We start from the raw sequence: 16,346 nt of genomic DNA on the forward strand, positions 1-16,346 counted from the left end.
TCAATTAGTAGGATGCTAAGAAATATACTTACGTACATGGTTGTTTGTAAACAGCCAAATTGCGTACCATCCGACTTTACAAAAGCCTGACAAAGGCCGTGTAGGTCGGGGACGCGTTCCAAGGAAACGTGGCCCCCTTTTTTATAGTCGATCCTTTAGCACTGCTGATGCGTCCTGATTGAGGTGTTTACTGCCATGGTTCGTCGTACCAAAGAGGAAGCCCTGGAGACTCGCAGCCAGATACTCGAAGCGGCCGAGAAAGCCTTTTTCGAACGCGGCGTCGCCCGCACGACGCTGGCCGATATCGCCACCCTGGCCGGTGTGACACGCGGCGCCATCTATTGGCATTTCAGCAACAAGGCGGACTTGCTCCAGGCGATGCTCGATACGTTGCATGAGCCTCTCGATGACTTGGCCCGGGCCAGTGAGAGTGAGCAAGAGCTTGATCCCCTAGGTTGCGTACGCAAGCTGTTGGTGCGCCTGTTCCAGCAGGTGGCCCTGGATCCGAAGACCCGACGCATTAATGAAATCCTGTTCCATAAGTGTGAATTCACCGATGAGATGTGCGACCTGCGCCAGCAGCGGCGCCAGGTCAGCCTGGACTGCAACGTGCGTATCGCGTTGTCGCTGCGCAACGCGGTGAATCGCGGCCAGTTGCCGGATGACCTGGATCCGGAGAGAGCGGCGGTCGCAATCCACGCTTACATCGACGGCATTCTGTACCAATGGTTGTTGGCGCCCGACAGCTTCGCCCTGGCAGGTGATGCCGAGCGTTGGGTCGAGATTGGGCTGGACATGCTGCGCCTGAGCCCTAGCCTGCGCAAATGAAACAAAATGCGGAATTGCTTCGGTTTGTTTCATTCCAAGTGGTCGAAGCCGCTTTTATAAACTGAATGCCGTCGTGGTTGATAGGCGATCGTGAACAAAATTTGTAGGGGATTTGTTTCAGGATCACTGGTACTGCGCCGGCCCCCAGGCCCGTGACGTCATCATGCCGGGCAATGATGACGTGTCCATGTACAACGCCTGCTCCCTCCGGCCTGTTACCGACCGGGTTCGACGATGAGGCGTACGGTGTAATGGAAGGGCGGCTCGAGCATCTTCCGGGAAACATCAGACCGGCACGTGTATTCGCCATTGCCGGTGTAAGTGGTCCTGCTCTTCCAGTCCGGCTTATAACTGGGTTCCAAGGCGCCCGGAACGATCGAGGCCTTGAATCGCGTCTGCATTTGGCATTCGAAGTTGAAGTTGCTCATTTCATAGTTGAGGACTATTTCAATCGGCTTGATTTTCTTTAATGTCGGTTGCCAGCCTGCACCGGGGTAAGTGTAGTTTCTGATGTGGCCGATACGAAGTTGGTAAGTTGATTGGGGGGCGATCTCATGGGCGCCCGGGGAAAATTCCTCGGCCTGGGGTGGGTCGGTTAACAGGCTGTTCATTTTCAAGGTGCCGCGGGTGTGGTTGGCAATCTCCACGGTCACTTCGGTGTTCGCCAGGCTGTGGGTAACCAGCGCGGGGCCCAGCAGTAAGGCAAGTGTGAAGCTTTTCAGCGTATTCATGGTCCTTCATCTCGCTTAGGTATAAGGCTTGCCGGGATGGCCTGCAAGCGGAGTGTGTTGGGTTGGTAGTGATAAGGTTGTTAATAAAGAATTGTCGTCATGTGCAAGTAACCCGTCCGTTGGTTAAAGAGTGATGTAGGCGGGAGGGATTATTAGCGCTGTCCGGCGAGTGAAGCCATGCTTGAAAAGTGTCGTCTTGTTATTTGATGTTGCGGCTCAAGTTGCTTGAATCACACTTGGCGTTTTGCGGGCATGAAAAAGCCCCGGCTCTTTCGAGTCAGGGCTTTTTTTCAATCAAGTGTTTTTGAACTTACATCACAGGGTAATCAATGTAGCCCACCGGGCCTTTTCCGTAGAAGGTTTCAGGGTGCGGCTCGTTCAGCGGGGCGTCGGCTTTCAAGCGTGCCGGCAGGTCCGGGTTGGCAATGAACGGGACCCCGAACGCGACCGCATCGGCCTTGCCTTCGGCCAGCCAGGCATTGGCGCTGTCCTTGGTGAAGCGTTCGTTGGCAATGTAGGGGCCGCCGAAGGCTTGCTTGAGTTGCGGGCCGATGCTGTCGTCGCCTTCCTTCTCGCGGGAGCAGATGAAGGCGATGCCGCGCTTGCCCAACTCGCGAGCGACGTAGCTGAAGGTTTCCAGGCGGTTTTCGTCGCCCATGTCATGGGAGTCGGCCCGAGGTGCCAGGTGCACGCCAACCCGGCCGGCGCCCCAGACTTCGATGGCGGCATCGGTCACTTCCAGCAGCAGGCGGGCACGGTTTTCCAGGGAGCCGCCGTATTGGTCGGTGCGCTGGTTGGTGCTGCTTTGCAGGAACTGGTCGAGCAGGTAGCCGTTGGCACCATGGATTTCCACACCGTCGAAACCGGCGGCCTTGGCGTTCTCGGCACCCACGCGGTAGGCGTCGACGATGTCGGCGATCTCAGCGGTTTCCAGGGCGCGTGGCGTCGGGTAGTCCGCCAGTGGGCGCACCAGGCTCACATGGCCCTTGGGTTGGATGGCGCTGGGGGCTACCGGGGTTTCGCCGTTCAGGTACGACGGGTGGGAGATCCGGCCGACGTGCCACAGTTGCAGGAAGATCTTGCCGCCGGCGCCGTGGATGGCCTTGGTCACGTTGGCCCAGCCACGCACCTGGTCGTTGGACCAGATGCCGGGAGTGTCCGGGTAACCCACGCCCATCGGCGTGACGGAGGTCGCTTCGCTGAGGATCAGGCCGGCGGAGGCCCGTTGTACGTAGTACTCGGCCATCAGTGCATTGGGGACGCGGCCTGCGTCGGCGCGGCAGCGGGTGAGCGGGGCCATGATGATGCGGTTTTTCAGCTCGATGTCGCCGAGTTTGATGGGGTCGAAAATAGTTGCCATGGATTACAACCTCGAAATGGAAAGGGTAAAAGTCAACGCGTTGCCGGAGCCAGGTCGGGGTTAGCGCCCTGGCGGAAAGTGATCAGGGTGACCAGCAGCGCCAGCACGGCGAGCGCGCCGGCGGCCAGTGGAACGGTGGTCAGGCCCAGGCCGTGGTCGATGACGCTGCCGCCAACCCAGGCGCCCAGGGCGTTGCCGATGTTGAAGGCGCCGATGTTCAGGGTGGAAACCAGGTTCGGCGCGGCCTTGCCGAAGGTCACCACATTGACTTGCAAGGCGGGCACGGCGGCGAAGCAGGCGGTGGCCCAGAGGAACAGCGTGATCTCGGTGGGGATCAGCGCGACGCTGGTCCAGCTCAGCACCGTCGACACCACGGCCATGGTGATGAAGACGCCCATCAGTGTGTTCACCAGGCTCTTGTCCGCCAGCTTGCCGCCGATGATGTTGCCCAGGGTCAGGCCCAGGCCGATCAGCACCAGGGTCCAGGTCACGCCACGGGGCGATACGCCGGTGACTTCTCCCAGCAGCGGCGCGACGTAGGTGAACAGGGTGAACACCGAGGCGGAAAACAACGCGGTCATGCTCAGGGACAACCACAGGCCGGCCCCCTTGAGGGCGACCAGTTCCGAGCGCATGTCGAGCTTTTCTTCATCGCGCTTGGCCGGCAGGAAACGCACCAGGCCGATCAATGCCACCACACCAATGGCGGTCACCGCCCAGAACGTCGAACGCCAGCCGGCTTCCTGGCCCAGCGCGGTGCCCAGGGGCACGCCCAGCACGTTGGCCAGGGTCAGGCCGGTGAACATCAACGCGACGGCCGAGGCGCGTTTGTTGGGCGCCACCAGGCCGGCGGCCACCACCGAGCCGATGCCGAAGAACGCGCCGTGGCACAGGGCAGTGATGACCCGGGCGAACATCAGCACGTTGTAGTCGCTGGCGATGGCGCAGAGCAGGTTGCCGATGATGAAAATGCCCATCAGCGCCACGAGGGCGGCCTTGCGTGGCAGCCGTGCGGTGGCGAGGGCCATGAACGGCGCACCAATGGCCACGCCCAGGGCGTAACCAGTCACCAGCCAGCCGGCGCCAGGTATCGAGACACCCAGGTCGGCCGCCACATCGGGCAGCAGGCCCATGATGACGAACTCGGTGGTGCCGATGGCGAAGGCACTCAGGGCCAGGATGAGGAGCGAGAGGGGCATGTCGGGGTCCTTGTCAGGTCAGAGCTCTTGGCTCATTTGCTGGAGGAACTGCTGGATCAGTTCCTCGTTGCGCTTGAAGAAATGCCACTGACCGACCTTCTGGCTGGTAATCAGCCCCGCCCGTTGCAACACCGCCAGGTGCGCCGACACCGTGGACTGCGAGAGGCCGCAGCGCTGGTCGATCTGGCCGGCGCAGATACCGAATTCGTGGTTGTGCAACTGCTCGGGGAACTGGACCTTGGGGTCTTTTAGCCAGTTGAGGATGTCTCGCCGTACTGGGTGCGCCAGGGCTTTTATTATTTCGTCGAGGTCGAGGGTCATGGTGGCGGTTCGTAATGGGCTCAAGTGGATAAAACGCTATATCGCGATGAAGCGAACCTTAAATCGTTGCTTCGCGATATACCAATATGTATTTGTTCTGAAGACCGAATAAATCGCTATATCGGGTTATAACGATATGGGCGCGACGGTGCTAAGCTGCCGACCATGAACTATCTCGCACACCTGCACCTCGGCGGCTCGGGCCGCGAACAACTGCTCGGCAGCCTCTACGGCGACTTCGTCAAGGGACCGCTGCTGGGCCAGTACACGCCGCAGATCGAAGCGGCCATTGCCCTGCACCGGCGCATCGACATGTACACCGACCGCCATCCGCTGGTGGATGGCGCCCTGTCGCGTTTTTCCACGGTGCGCCGACGCTATGCCGGCATCGTGCTCGACGTGTTCTTCGATCACTGCCTGGCCCGGGACTGGGCGTCGTACGGCGAGGGGCCGCTGGGGGCGTTCACGTCACGGGTGTACCAGGTGCTTTCTACCGAACCGCAGTTGCCGGGGCGGCTGGCGCAGATCGCGCCACACATGGCGGCGAATGATTGGCTGGGTTCTTATCAGGCGTTCGACGTACTCGAGCAGGTACTGCGCGGTATTTCCCGACGCCTGACCCGCCCCGAAGAACTGGCCGGGGCGATGGAGGAGCTGACCAGGCTCTATGAGCCGTTGAGCGAGGATTTCCGGTTGTTTTATCCACAGCTTCAGGACTTTGCCCAGAGCCAGGTCACACCGAATAACTAAATGTGGGAGCGGGCTTGCTCGCGAAGGCGGTGGATCAGTCAACCTCTGTGTTGAGTGTACTGCCGTCTTCGCGAGCAAGCCCGCTCCCACATGGGATCTGTACAGCGATTCGGATCAGGCCGCGATGGCGGGGCGCATTGGCACTGGCTGCTTTTCGGGCACGGCACCGAACAACGCCTTGTGCACCGCTTGCTGCGCCTGGAACGCCAGGGCCGCACGCTCCTGGCCGTGGCAGGCGATGGGTTGCAGCAGATGGATGTGCACGTCGCCCCGGTCGTTGGCGAACAACCGCATCAGGTGCGACAACAGGTCGTCGTCGCCAATGAACGGCGCCAGCGAATCAGGCTCGCCATTGCGCAGGTAACGGATCGCCACCGGCTGCAACGCCACGTCCGCATCGATGGCCGCCGACAGCAAGCGACCATGGAAGGTGCGCAACGAACGGCCATCGGTGGTGGTGCCCTCCGGAAACATCAGCAGCGGGTGGTCCTGTTCCAGATGACGGCTCATTTGCTTGCGGATCAACTGGCTGTCGCCCGAGCCGCGACGGATGAACAGGCTACCGGCCTTGGCGGCCAGCCATCCGGCGACCGGCCAGGTACGCACTTCGGCCTTGGACAGGAACGACAGCGGCGTGAGCATGCCCAGCAGCGGGATGTCGGTCCAGGACACGTGGTTGCTGACCCAAAGCATCGGCCGTTGCGGCAGTTGACCGTGGACGGTGACGGAAAAGGGCAGGGCATTGCTCAGCCGTGCCATGAAAAAACGCGACCAACGCTGGCGCCGCACCATGGAGTTGGCAATCCCCAGGCGTTCGAACAGGCCGAAAATGCTCGCCATGCAAAGGCCCAGTGTCACCACCAGCAACACCCGCGCGATCCGCGCGTACACGCGCAACCGGCTCATCACACGGCTGCCTTGAAGTGGCGGGCGTAGCGCGGGCAGAGTTCGTCGCGCTTGAGCAGGATGAACACGTCGGCCACTTGGAAATCCTCGTCCCAGCAAGGCTCGCCGCAGATTTTCGCACCCAGGCGCATGTAGGCCTTCAGCAGCGGGGGCATCTCGGCGATGACGTTGGACGGCACGTCGAGGGTCGGCAGCGGTTTTTTTGGTACGGCCTGCAAGTGTTCGGTGCACAGGTAGCGTTCGCGCAGGCGCTGCATGATTGCCTGGGCCTGGATGCCGCCATCTTGCATCGGAATGCTCGCGCAGCCCATCAGGTAGCTGTAGCCGCCTTCGTTCAAAACTTCGGCCAGCTCCCCCCAGAGCACGGCGATGGTGCCGCCGTTGCGGTAGGCCGGGTCGACGCAGGTGCGGCCGATTTCCAGGATCGGGCCCTTGAGGTGGACCAGGCCATGGAGACTGAATTCTTCTTCGCTGTAGAACCGGCCCAGGCTGCTGGCGGCCTGGTGGTCGAGCAGGCGGGTGGTCGCCACGAGGCGGCCGGTGTTCAGGTCGCGTACGCCGATGTGGGCGCAGTGAACATCATAGTCGTCCATGTCCAGACCCATTTCCGCGCCTTTGAGCTTGGCGTTGAATTCGCCACTGAAGACGTTGAAGCGCAGGGCCTGGGCTTCTTGCAAGGCCTGGGCGCCGATCAGGCGTTCGGCTTGCAGGCGGCGTTCATTGCCGGTGTCGCTGATGCGGGCGATCTGGGTCATAGCGAATCTCCGTGCTGGCCGTCTTAAGGTTGCAGCCAATCAACTTTCTTTATGCAGCCATGTTGTGCAAAGTCAGGCTATGTAGCCCCGGTGTCATCGCCATGAAGCTTTGGTGATGCTTATATGACAGCCTTCGAGGAGCCGCCCATGCCCTGGCAAAACCTGATCGAACGCAGTGAACGCCTGCCCGCCCACCCGGACCTGGCCGAGGGTTACGCGACCTTGCAGCAGCGATTGGGGCCGGTGACGCCGTTCGAACTGGCGGTGGCCGGCGCACGGTTGATGGCGACGCCGGGGCTGGCGTTCCTGGTGGGCTATCAGGCGGCGTTGCGCGTGCTCTGGCCCAGTGCGCCCCAGGGCCTGGGCGCGCTGTGTGCCACCGAGCAGCGCAGCCTGCGCCCGGCCGACCTGCACACCCGCCTCGACGACTTGCGCCTGAGCGGGCGCAAGGACTTCGTCACCGCCGGCGACGCCGCCGAGTGGCTGCTCATCGCCGCTCGCAGCGAAGCACCGGGGCAAACGCCGCGGCTGAGCCTGGCGGTGGTCTACCCCGGCGAGCCCGGGGTGAACCTGGAGACACTCCCGGCCATCGCCCTGATGCCCGACATCAGCCATGGCCGCGTACACCTCGACGGCGCCTCGTGTGAATTGCTCGCGGGCGATGGCTGGGATGCCTATGTGAAACCGTTCCGCACCCTGGAAGACCTTTACGTACTCAGCGCCATGACCGCCTGGCTGTATGGCGTGGGGCAAGAGTGCGACTGGCCCCAGGCGCTGCAACTGCGCTTGCTGGCACTGCTCGCCGGGTGCGCGGAAGTGAGCCGGCACAACCCTTCCAGCGCTGCCGGGCATGTACTGCTGGGTGGCTTGTTCGCTCAGTTCCAGGGGCTGGAGGGGGAATTGAATGCCGCACTGGCCGCCGGGCCGACGCCCTGGCGCGAGATGTGGACGCGGGATAACGCCGTGATGGACATGGCGGCGGGCGCGCGGGCCAAGCGGTTGGCCAAGGCGTTGGGCAGCACGGCTAAGTGACCCACCCCTGTGAGGGCGAGCAAGCTCCCACCCGGGATTTGGCGTGTACGCCGCCTTTGCATGCACCACCTGACTCTGTGGGAGCGGGCTTGCCCGCGAAGACGGCGGCACATTCAGCCTCTTCATGACAGACACGCCGCTTTCGCGACCAAGCTCGCTCCCACCTCCCACCCCGGCACTCAAACTGTCATCAAGCTCGATTAGGATCAGCAGGTTCAATCCTGCGAGCCCCACGCATGTCCAAAGGCTGGTTGCTGATTCCGCTCCTGCTGCTCACCCTGAGCGCCCACGCCGAAGACTGGCCTGGCGAGCAATGGCCCACCGGCCCTGCAACCAGTGGGCCGGCGGTTGAAGCCCTGGAGCAATACGCTTTCCCGGCTCGGGACGACGCCACCCGCCAAGGCATCCGTACCGACGCGCTGCTGGTGATCCGCGACGGTCGCCTGGTCTACGAACGTTACGCCGGGCCGAACAGCGCCGACACCTTGCACCTGACCTGGTCCATCAGCAAAAGCCTGCTGGCGACGCTGTTCGGCGTGGCCTACGGGGAGCGGTTGTTCGATCTGCAGGACCCGGCCGCCCGGTATTACCCGGCCCTGGACCAGCAGCCGACGATGACCCTGGCGGATCTGTTCCACTGGGCGTCCGGCCTGGACTGGCAGGAGGACTACGAATACGCGCCGCTCAATTCGTCGGTGGTGGCGATGCTGTACACCCGCGGACGCCACGACATGGCGGCGTTCACCGCACGGCATGAGCGCTACAGCCCACCGGGTCAGGCGTTCCGTTACTCCAGCGGCGACAGCAACCTGCTGGCGGCGGCGCTGAGGAACATCGTCGGGCCGCAGCGTTATCCCGATTACCCCTGGACGGCCCTGTTCGAACCGCTGGGCATTCGCCGCGCCACTTGGGAAAGCGATACCAGTGGCACGTTCGTCGGTTCGTCCTATGCCTACCTCACGGCACGGGACCTGGCGCGGGTGGGGCTGTTGATGCAGCGCGACGGACGCTGGGGTGAGCGGCAACTGATCCCCAAGGCCTGGGTCGCGTTCAACCGCGAGCCCTTCGTCCACTTCCAGGCCGGCCAGGATGAAGCGGTTCCCGGAGGCCATTGGTGGCTCAATCGCGCCGCCGACCCGGCCATCCATCCTTGGCCCGATGCGCCGCCGGATACGTTCGCCGCGCTGGGCCATTGGGGCCAGGCGTTGTACGTCATTCCCAGCGTGAAGTTGGTAATCGTGCGCTACGGCGACGACCGCGACGGCTTGTATCGCCACAACGAACTGCTCAAGCGTGCGATGGCGGCGTTCGCCGAAACGGTGCAGCCATGAAGCGGCGCTGGCTGCTCGTGCTGTTGGCGGTTCTGTTCGTGGCGCTGGCCAGTTGGCTCTGGCGCGAGCGAACGGCGCTGCGGGTCTTTCCGGACATCATCAGCGCCTACACCGCCAAGGAGTACTGCTCGTGCCGCTACGTGATGCTGCAACCGGCCGACTATTGCCGTGGCTATGTGGAACAGTCGGTGCCCATCAGCGCATTCCTGGAAACCCCCGAGGCCAAACGCGTCACCGTCAGCGGCTTGGGTCGTAGCCACAGCGCGCGGTGGCTGGGAGAGCGGCAGGGGTGTCGGTTGGAGCCCTGAAAGCTGACTTTGGCGATTGCCTTTTGTGGCGAGGGAACTTGCTTGCGCTCGAGTGTGCAGCGCTCGCAAATTCTTCAGTCGGTCGTAATCTTGGGGCTGCCTCGCAGCCCAGCGGGAGCAAGCTCCCTCGCCACGGAATGTGTGGATAGCCGGTTCACTGTTGCAACAGACAGTTTGCAAGCGGCCCTGGCCCGGTTAAGGTTCGCCACAGGTTTATCTGTCTGCCGAGTGTGTATGTTCAAGCGGTCTCTCTCCCACGCCGTCGCTACCTTGCTACTGGCCTGCGCCGCGCTGCCGGCCCAGGCCAACTGGTACCTGGACGGTGAATCGTCGCGGCTGTCGTTCATCAGCAGCAAGAACGGCAATGTCTCCGAGGTCCAGCGGTTCCTGGTGCTTCATGGTCAAGTCCAGCCCAATGGGCTGGCGCGCCTGGAAGTGGAACTCGACTCCATCAACAGCGGCATCCCCCTGCGGGACGAGCGCATGCGCGCCGAGCTGTTCGAGGTCAAGCAGTTTGCCGAAGCGACGGCCACCGCGCAGATCGACCTGGCACCCATCCAGGACCTGGCCAACGGCGCGCAACTGGAACTGCGCCTGCCGCTGACGGTGGACTTGCATGGCAAGCAGCATGAGTACAACGTCGAGCTGCTGGCCACTCGCCTGGATGAACGCCGCTTCCAGGTGGTGACCCTGGAGCCGGTGGTACTCGACGCCGCGGATTTCGAACTGGCGCCGGGCCTGGAAAAACTGCGCCATCTGGCCGGGTTGTCGGCCATCAGCCTCTCGGTGCCGGTCAATGCGGTGCTGATCTTTACGGCGCGCTGACATGAGCGGCCCGGTCTTCCCCTGGCGTGACGGCAACCGCTTCGAGCTGCTGATCGACGGGCCGCAATTCTTCCCGCGCATGCTGGTGGAAATCGCCCGCGCCCAGGAACAGGTCGAGCTGGAACTGTACCTGGTGGAAGCGGGGCACTGTGCCGAGGCGATGGTCCAGGCCCTGGTGCAGGCGGCCGAGCGCGGTGTTCGCGTGCGGTGCCTGTTCGACGACTACGGCAGCCTGGCGTTTACCCTCAGCCTGCGCAATCGCCTGGTCGAAGCCGGGGTGGAGCTGCGTTTCTACAACCGCCTGAGCTGGCGGCGTTGGGTGCGCAATTTCTACCGTGACCACCGCAAGTTGTTGCTGGTGGACCAGCGCTTGGCAGTGGTGGGCGGCACCGGCGTGACCGATGAATTCTGGAACCCCCTGGATGATCGCAGCGAATGGCACGAGGTGATGGTGGAAATCGTCGGCCCGCTGGTGCTCGACTGGCAGTTGCTGTTTGACCGCCAGTGGCTCGCCAACCGTCATCGGCGCGCCTGGAAGCCGGCTTCCAACTTCGGCTTGCCGCGCCTGCCACGTGTTCCGCCGGCGGGCGAGGGCATGGGGCGGGTGGCGTATGCCGACGCCCGCCAGCACCGCGACATCCTGCAATCATTGTCCCGGGCGCTGAACAGCGGCCAGAAACGCATCTGGATGGCGACCCCGTATTTCCTGCCGACGTGGAACGTCCGGCGCTCCCTGCGCAAGGCAGCGGCCCGGGGTATCGACGTGCGCTTGCTGTTGACCGGCCCGCGCACCGACCACCCCTCCGTGCGCTACGCCGGGCACCGTTACTACCCGCGATTGCTCAAGGCCGGGGTGAAGATCTTTGAGTACCAGCCCTGTTTCCTGCACCTGAAGATGGTGCTGGTGGACGACTGGGTCAGCATCGGCTCGTGTAACTTCGATCACTGGAACCTGCGCTTCAACCTGGAAGCCAACCTCGAAGCCCTGGACCCCGGGCTCAGCCAGGCGGTGGCGGCGAGTTTCGAGCGCGATTTCAGCCAGAGCCTGCAAGTCAGCCTCGACGCCTGGCGGCGCCGACCGCTGTGGAAGCGGTTCAAGCAGCGGCTGTGGGGATGGGTGGACCGGTTGGTGGTGAACCTGTTGGATCGGCGAGGCTGACGGTACACCGAGCATCCAACGGTGGGAGCGGGCTTGCTCGCGAATGCGGTGTATCAGTCAACCATTCAGTCGGCTGACATACCGCATTCGCGAGCAAGCCCGCTCCCACAGAGGGTAAACGTCAGAGCAACTCAAAACTCTGTTGCTTCACATCCTGGGAGTCCAGGCCGATCTGCACATTGAACTTGCCCGGTTCGGCGGCGTACTTGAGCTGGGCATTGAAGAACTTCAGGTCATCCTCGCTGATGGTGAAGTGGACGACCTTCTTCTCGCCGGCCTTGAGCATCACCTTGCGGAAGTTCTTCAGTTCCTTCACCGGGCGGATGATCGAGCCCGTCACGTCCTGGATGTACAACTGCACCACGGTCTCGCCGTCACGCTTGCCGGTGTTCTCCACCGTCACGCTGGCGTCGAGCTTGCCGGTCTTGTTCAGCGTGGTCGACGACAGGGCCATGTCCGACAGGCTGAACTCGGTGTAGCTCAGGCCGTAGCCGAAGGGGTAGAGCGGGCCGGTGGTGTCGTCGAAGTATTGCGAGGTGTAGTTGCCTGGCTTGCCGGGTGTGAACGGCCGGCCGATGCTCAGGTGGTTGTAGTAGGTCGGAATCTGCCCAACCGAACGTGGGAAAGTGATCGGCAGCTTGCCCGATGGGTTGTAGTCGCCAAACAGCACGTCGGCGATGGCATTGCCGCCCTCGGTGCCGCTGAACCAGGTTTCCAGGATCGCATCGGCCTGTTGCTGTTCTTCCAGCAACGACAGCGGACGGCCGTTCATCAACACCAGCACCAGCGGCTTGCCGGTGGCTTTCAGGGCCTTGATCAACTCGCGTTGGCTGGCCGGGATGTTCAGTTCGGTGCGGCTTGAGGACTCGTGGGACATGCCACGGGATTCACCCACCGCGGCCACCACCACATCGGCGTCCTTGGCGGCTTTCACCGCTTCGTCGATCAGCACCTGGGCCGGACGCGGGTCGTCCACCACTTCCGGGGCATCGAAGTTGAGGAAGTTCAGGTAGTCGAGCACCTTCTTGTCGCTGGTGATGTTGGCGCCACGGGCGTAGACCAGTTTCGACTCGGCGCCCAGGGCGCGGGTCATACCGTCGAACAGCGTGACCGACTGCGCAGGGCGCCCGGCGGCGGCCCAACTGCCCATCATGTCGATCGGAGCCTTGGCCAGCGGGCCGACCAGGGCGATTTTCGCGCTCTTTTTCAGGGGCAGGGTCTGGTTGCGGTTCTCCAGCAACACCAGGCTGCGGCGTGCCACGTCACGGGCGTCGGCGCGGTGCAGGCGGCTTTCGGCGTAGGTGTCGGCCGGGTCATCCTCGGCCTTGCCGATGCGCAGGTACGGGTCCTTGAACAGGCCCATGTCGTACTTGGCGGCCAGCACTTCACGCACCGCGTTGTCGATGTCGCTCTGCTCGATCTCGCCGGACTTGAGCAGCCCCGGCAATTCCTTGCCATACAGCGAGTCGTTCATGCTCATGTCGATGCCGGCCTTGATCGCCAGCTTCGCCGCTTCGCGACCGTCCCGGGCGACGCCGTGCTTGATCAGTTCGAAGATCGCGCCGTGATCGCTCACGGCCAGGCCCTTGAAGCCCCACTCCTTGCGCAGCAGGTCGTGCATCAGCCAGGTGTTGGCCGTGGCCGGTATGCCGTTGATGGAGTTCAGCGCGACCATCACCCCGCCGGCGCCGGCATCGATGGCGGCGCGGTAGGGGGGCAGGTAGTCCTGGTACATTTTCACCGGGCTCATGTCCACGGTGTTGTAGTCCCGGCCGCCTTCCACGGCGCCGTACAGGGCGAAGTGCTTGACGCTGGCCATGATGCTGTCGGCGGCGTTGGCGCCGTTGCCCTGGAACGCCTTGACCATCACCCCGGCGATGCGCGACACCAGGTAGGTGTCTTCGCCAAAGCCTTCGGACGTCCGCCCCCAGCGCGGGTCGCGGGAGATGTCGACCATCGGCGCGAAGGTGATGTCCAGGCTGTCGGCAGCGGCTTCCTGGGCGGCGATGCGCCCGGAGTGGTAGATGGCGTCCATGTCCCAGCTCGACGCCAGGGCCAGGGGGATCGGGAAAATGGTGCGGTGGCCGTGGATCACGTCATAGGCGAAGAACATGGGGATCTTCAACCGGCTGCGCATGGCCGCGTCCTGCATCGGACGGTTTTCATCGCGAGTGATGGAGTTGAACGTGCCGCCGATGTTCCCCGCGGCGATTTCCTTGCGGATCATCTCCCGGGGCATTTCCGGGCCGATGCTGATCAGGCGCAACTGGCCGATCTTCTCTTCGAGGGTCATCTGCTTCATCAGGTTGCTGATGAAGGCATCCTTGTTCTCTATGGGGGCTGGCAGGTTGTCGGCTACTACGGATTGACTGGCCAGGGTGACAAACAGGCCCAGCAAACACAGCTTCTTCATGAATAGTTTTCTCGCAAGCCTAAAGGGCGGTGAGCACACGCCGGTCAGCCAAAATGTGAGGAGCGGCTATTGTTGTTCGGTCAAATACAGCACACTTTCGAGCCCGGTGGGCTGAACTTAGTTTCGCACCGCGCATCTTTTAGCCCATCGCCCTGATTGAATCCAGTGCGGCGGCAGATTATGCCCTAGACGCCGAGGCGATAGGTGGCCGCGTTTTTTAATGTCATGCAAGGGAGAGCTTCACCCGATGAATCTACGACTGAACCACCGCAGCGGCTTACAGGTGCTGGTGCTGATGCTGTTCACCACGCTGCTGGCCGGTTGCGGCATCAACAACATCCCGACCCTGGACGAACAGGCCAAGGCCGCCTGGGGCCAGGTGCAGAACCAGTACCAGCGGCGTGCCGACCTGATCCCCAACCTGGTGGAAACCGTCAAGGGCTACGCCCAGCATGAACAGGAAACCCTCACCGCGGTGATCGAGGCCCGGGCCAAGGCCACGTCGATCCAGGTCGATGCCAGCACCCTGGACAACCCGGAAAAACTCAAGCAGTTCCAGCAGGCACAGGATCAACTGTCCGGGGCATTGAGCCGGCTGATGGTGGTGTCCGAACGTTATCCGGACCTCAAGGCCAACCAGAACTTCCTGGCCCTGCAATCGCAACTCGAAGGCACCGAGAACCGCATCGCCGTGGCCCGTCGCGACTTCATCCTGGCGGTGCAGCAGTACAACACCGAGATCCGTACCTTCCCGGGACGCCTGTGGCACAGCGTGATGTACAGCGACCTGCCGGTCCGCCAGACCTTCGAGGCCACCAGCCCCGATGCCGAGAAAGCGCCCCAGGTGAAGTTCTGATCGGTACCCGGCGCCTACAGGAGTTCCAATGCGCGTGTTGAAATTTGGCCTGGTGCTGTTGCTCTGGGTGTTTGCAGTCACGGCCCAGGCCGAGTTGAAGTTTCCGGCGCTGACCGGGCGGGTGGTGGACACCGCCCAGTTGCTTGAGCCGGCGGTGCGCGAGCAACTGGATGCGCAGCTCAAGTCCCATGAGCAGGCGACCGGCGAGCAGGTGGTCGTCGTCACGGTGCCAGACCTGCAAGGCGCCAGGATCGAGGACTTCGGCTATCTGCTCGGGCGCCACTGGGGCATCGGGCAGAAGGATAAAAACAACGGCGCCCTGCTGATCGTCGCCCGGGATGACCGTAAACTGCGCATCGAGGTGGGCTACGGCCTGGAGGACCGCCTGACCGACGCCCAGAGTTCGGTGATCATCAACCAGGTGATCACCCCGGCGTTCAAGACCGGCAACTTCAACAAGGGCATCAGCGACGGCGTGTCGGCGATGCTGGTGGTGCTGGGCGGCAGCCCGCTGGATGAACCGGCGCCGGTGTACAGCACGGACGAGCAGCAGGAGGGCGATTTCGTCCAGCGGCACCCGTGGCTGTTCGTCCTGCTGGTGATGCTGTTTATCATCACCGTGATGGTGTGCCAGGTGCTGGGCATCCTGCCCGTAAGCATCGGCAGCTCCAGCGGTTCCAGTAGCAGTGGTTCCAGTGGTGGTTTTGGCGGCGGTGACTCCAGCGACGGAGGGGGCGGCGGAGGCTTCAGCGGGGGCGGTGGCAGTTTTGGAGGCGGCGGTTCGTCGGGCGGCTGGTGACAATAATAATGAACGGGCATTTCTAACCATGGCATTACTGACTGAACACGAACAACGCAAGGTGGCCGAGGCCATTGCCCGGGTCGAGCAGGACACCGACGCCGAGCTGGTCACGGTGCTCGCCGCCCGCGCCGACGACTATGCCTACATCCCGCTGCTGTGGGCCAGCCTGCTGGCCCTGGTGGTGCCCGGCGTGGTGCATTACCTCACGGGCTGGCTGGCGATGCACAGTTTGCTGCTGGTGCAATGGCTCAGCTTCATCGGCTTGTGCCTGGTGTTTCGCATTCCCCGCATCACCACGCACCTGATCCCCCGTTCCGTACGGCATTGGCGCGCCTCCAACCTGGCGCGTCGGCAGTTCCTCGAACAGAATCTGCACCACACGGTGGGCGGCACGGGCATGTTGATCTTCGTCTGCGAGGCCGAGCGCTACGTGGAAATCCTGGTGGACGAGGGCATTTCCAAGCGCCTCGACAACAAGCATTGGGACGCCATCGTCGCCACGTTCACCCAGCAGGTGCGCCAGGGCCAGACGTTGCAGGGCTTCGTGAACTGCATCGAAGCCTGCGGCACCTTGCTCAAGGAACACGTGCCGGTGACCCAGGCGCGCAATGAATTGCCGAACCGGTTGGTGGTGTTGGGCTGAAGATCTGCTGTCGAACATCGTTGTGGCGAGGGGATTTATCCCCGCTGGGGGCGAAGCCCCCCAAAGAGCCGACGGCTGGAACGCCAAGCGATCTGGTCGCCTGTTTTTTTGAGGGCTGCTGCGCAGC

Annotated in this window: 17 protein-coding genes; 10 read left to right on the top strand and 7 right to left on the bottom strand. The window is 62.9% G+C overall.

What is annotated here, in order from left to right; translation table 11 throughout:
- Positions 1 to 195 precede the first annotated feature (195 nt).
- The gene (locus tag V3H56_RS06710) at positions 196 to 828 is read left to right on the top strand and encodes a TetR family transcriptional regulator (protein WP_042730865.1); all 633 of its coding nucleotides are present in this window, start codon (positions 196 to 198) and stop codon (positions 826 to 828) included.
- A 215-nt stretch (positions 829 to 1,043) separates the two neighbouring features.
- On the opposite strand, the gene V3H56_RS06715 is transcribed toward V3H56_RS06710, so the two are convergent.
- The 4 genes from V3H56_RS06715 to V3H56_RS06730 form a co-directional block, all read right to left on the bottom strand.
- Complete coding sequence (locus V3H56_RS06715; RefSeq protein ID WP_042730866.1) at positions 1,044 to 1,559, bottom strand: hypothetical protein; 516 nt, start codon at positions 1,557 to 1,559, stop codon at positions 1,044 to 1,046.
- Positions 1,560 to 1,869: 310 nt separating this feature from the next.
- A complete protein-coding gene (locus tag V3H56_RS06720; RefSeq protein ID WP_042730867.1) occupies positions 1,870 to 2,919 on the bottom strand; it encodes an alkene reductase in 1,050 nt (349 codons plus the stop codon).
- Between the two features lie 32 nt (positions 2,920 to 2,951).
- Positions 2,952 to 4,118, bottom strand: a complete 1,167-nt coding sequence (locus tag V3H56_RS06725) for an MFS transporter (RefSeq protein ID WP_042730868.1) — start codon at positions 4,116 to 4,118, stop codon at positions 2,952 to 2,954.
- Between the two features lie 18 nt (positions 4,119 to 4,136).
- Positions 4,137 to 4,439 carry a metalloregulator ArsR/SmtB family transcription factor gene (locus V3H56_RS06730; protein WP_042730869.1) on the bottom strand — a complete coding sequence of 101 codons (303 nt, stop codon included), beginning with the start codon at positions 4,437 to 4,439 and terminating at the stop codon, positions 4,137 to 4,139.
- A 165-nt stretch (positions 4,440 to 4,604) separates the two neighbouring features.
- Here V3H56_RS06730 and V3H56_RS06735 point away from each other — a divergent pair, with 165 nt between their 5' ends.
- On the top strand, positions 4,605 to 5,189 hold the full coding sequence (locus tag V3H56_RS06735; RefSeq protein ID WP_338474372.1) for an ACP phosphodiesterase: 585 nt from the start codon (positions 4,605 to 4,607) through the stop codon (positions 5,187 to 5,189).
- Positions 5,190 to 5,303: 114 nt separating this feature from the next.
- On the opposite strand, the gene V3H56_RS06740 is transcribed toward V3H56_RS06735, so the two are convergent.
- Together V3H56_RS06740 and olsB are read right to left on the bottom strand one after the other, a co-directional pair.
- On the bottom strand, positions 5,304 to 6,095 hold the full coding sequence (locus tag V3H56_RS06740; RefSeq protein WP_047738489.1) for a lysophospholipid acyltransferase family protein: 792 nt from the start codon (positions 6,093 to 6,095) through the stop codon (positions 5,304 to 5,306).
- Positions 6,095 to 6,850: an L-ornithine N(alpha)-acyltransferase gene (olsB, locus tag V3H56_RS06745; protein WP_003198679.1), complete on the bottom strand. Its 756-nt coding sequence runs from the start codon at positions 6,848 to 6,850 to the stop codon at positions 6,095 to 6,097. The genes V3H56_RS06740 and olsB overlap by 1 nt, the downstream gene beginning before the upstream one ends.
- 147 nt (positions 6,851 to 6,997) lie before the next feature.
- Here olsB and V3H56_RS06750 point away from each other — a divergent pair, with 147 nt between their 5' ends.
- From V3H56_RS06750 to V3H56_RS06770, 5 genes are all read left to right on the top strand, one after another.
- Positions 6,998 to 7,882: an acyl-CoA dehydrogenase gene (locus V3H56_RS06750; RefSeq protein WP_212803476.1), complete on the top strand. Its 885-nt coding sequence runs from the start codon at positions 6,998 to 7,000 to the stop codon at positions 7,880 to 7,882.
- A 236-nt stretch (positions 7,883 to 8,118) separates the two neighbouring features.
- Entirely contained in the window at positions 8,119 to 9,213 is a 1,095-nt protein-coding gene (locus V3H56_RS06755; RefSeq protein WP_212803477.1) for a serine hydrolase, read from the top strand.
- Positions 9,210 to 9,521, top strand: a complete 312-nt coding sequence (locus tag V3H56_RS06760) for an amidase (protein ID WP_338474373.1) — start codon at positions 9,210 to 9,212, stop codon at positions 9,519 to 9,521. The genes V3H56_RS06755 and V3H56_RS06760 overlap by 4 nt, the downstream gene beginning before the upstream one ends.
- A 234-nt stretch (positions 9,522 to 9,755) precedes the next feature.
- Entirely contained in the window at positions 9,756 to 10,346 is a 591-nt protein-coding gene (locus tag V3H56_RS06765; protein ID WP_042731085.1) for a YceI family protein, read from the top strand.
- Between the two features lies 1 nt (position 10,347).
- Positions 10,348 to 11,505, top strand: coding sequence for a phosphatidylserine/phosphatidylglycerophosphate/cardiolipin synthase family protein (locus V3H56_RS06770; RefSeq protein ID WP_047738495.1), 1,158 nt, complete (start codon positions 10,348 to 10,350; stop codon positions 11,503 to 11,505).
- Positions 11,506 to 11,626: 121 nt separating this feature from the next.
- Here V3H56_RS06770 and bglX read toward each other — a convergent pair whose 3' ends face one another.
- On the bottom strand, positions 11,627 to 13,918 hold the full coding sequence (gene bglX, locus V3H56_RS06775) for a beta-glucosidase BglX (RefSeq protein ID WP_042731083.1): 2,292 nt from the start codon (positions 13,916 to 13,918) through the stop codon (positions 11,627 to 11,629).
- 247 nt (positions 13,919 to 14,165) lie between these two features.
- Between bglX and V3H56_RS06780 the strand changes: the two genes are divergently transcribed.
- From V3H56_RS06780 to V3H56_RS06790, 3 genes are read left to right on the top strand one after another with little or no spacing between them, the layout of a single operon-like run.
- Positions 14,166 to 14,774, top strand: coding sequence for a LemA family protein (locus V3H56_RS06780; RefSeq protein ID WP_338474374.1), 609 nt, complete (start codon positions 14,166 to 14,168; stop codon positions 14,772 to 14,774).
- A 28-nt stretch (positions 14,775 to 14,802) separates the two neighbouring features.
- Positions 14,803 to 15,573: a TPM domain-containing protein gene (locus V3H56_RS06785; RefSeq protein WP_042731081.1), complete on the top strand. Its 771-nt coding sequence runs from the start codon at positions 14,803 to 14,805 to the stop codon at positions 15,571 to 15,573.
- A 28-nt stretch (positions 15,574 to 15,601) separates the two neighbouring features.
- The gene (locus tag V3H56_RS06790) at positions 15,602 to 16,219 is read left to right on the top strand and encodes a TPM domain-containing protein (protein ID WP_042731080.1); all 618 of its coding nucleotides are present in this window, start codon (positions 15,602 to 15,604) and stop codon (positions 16,217 to 16,219) included.
- Positions 16,220 to 16,346: the final 127 nt, after the last annotated feature.

The sequence above is a fragment of the Pseudomonas sp. MS646 genome (genome assembly GCF_036693845.1).
Classification (GTDB): Bacteria; Pseudomonadota; Gammaproteobacteria; order Pseudomonadales; family Pseudomonadaceae; genus Aquipseudomonas; species Aquipseudomonas chlororaphis_E.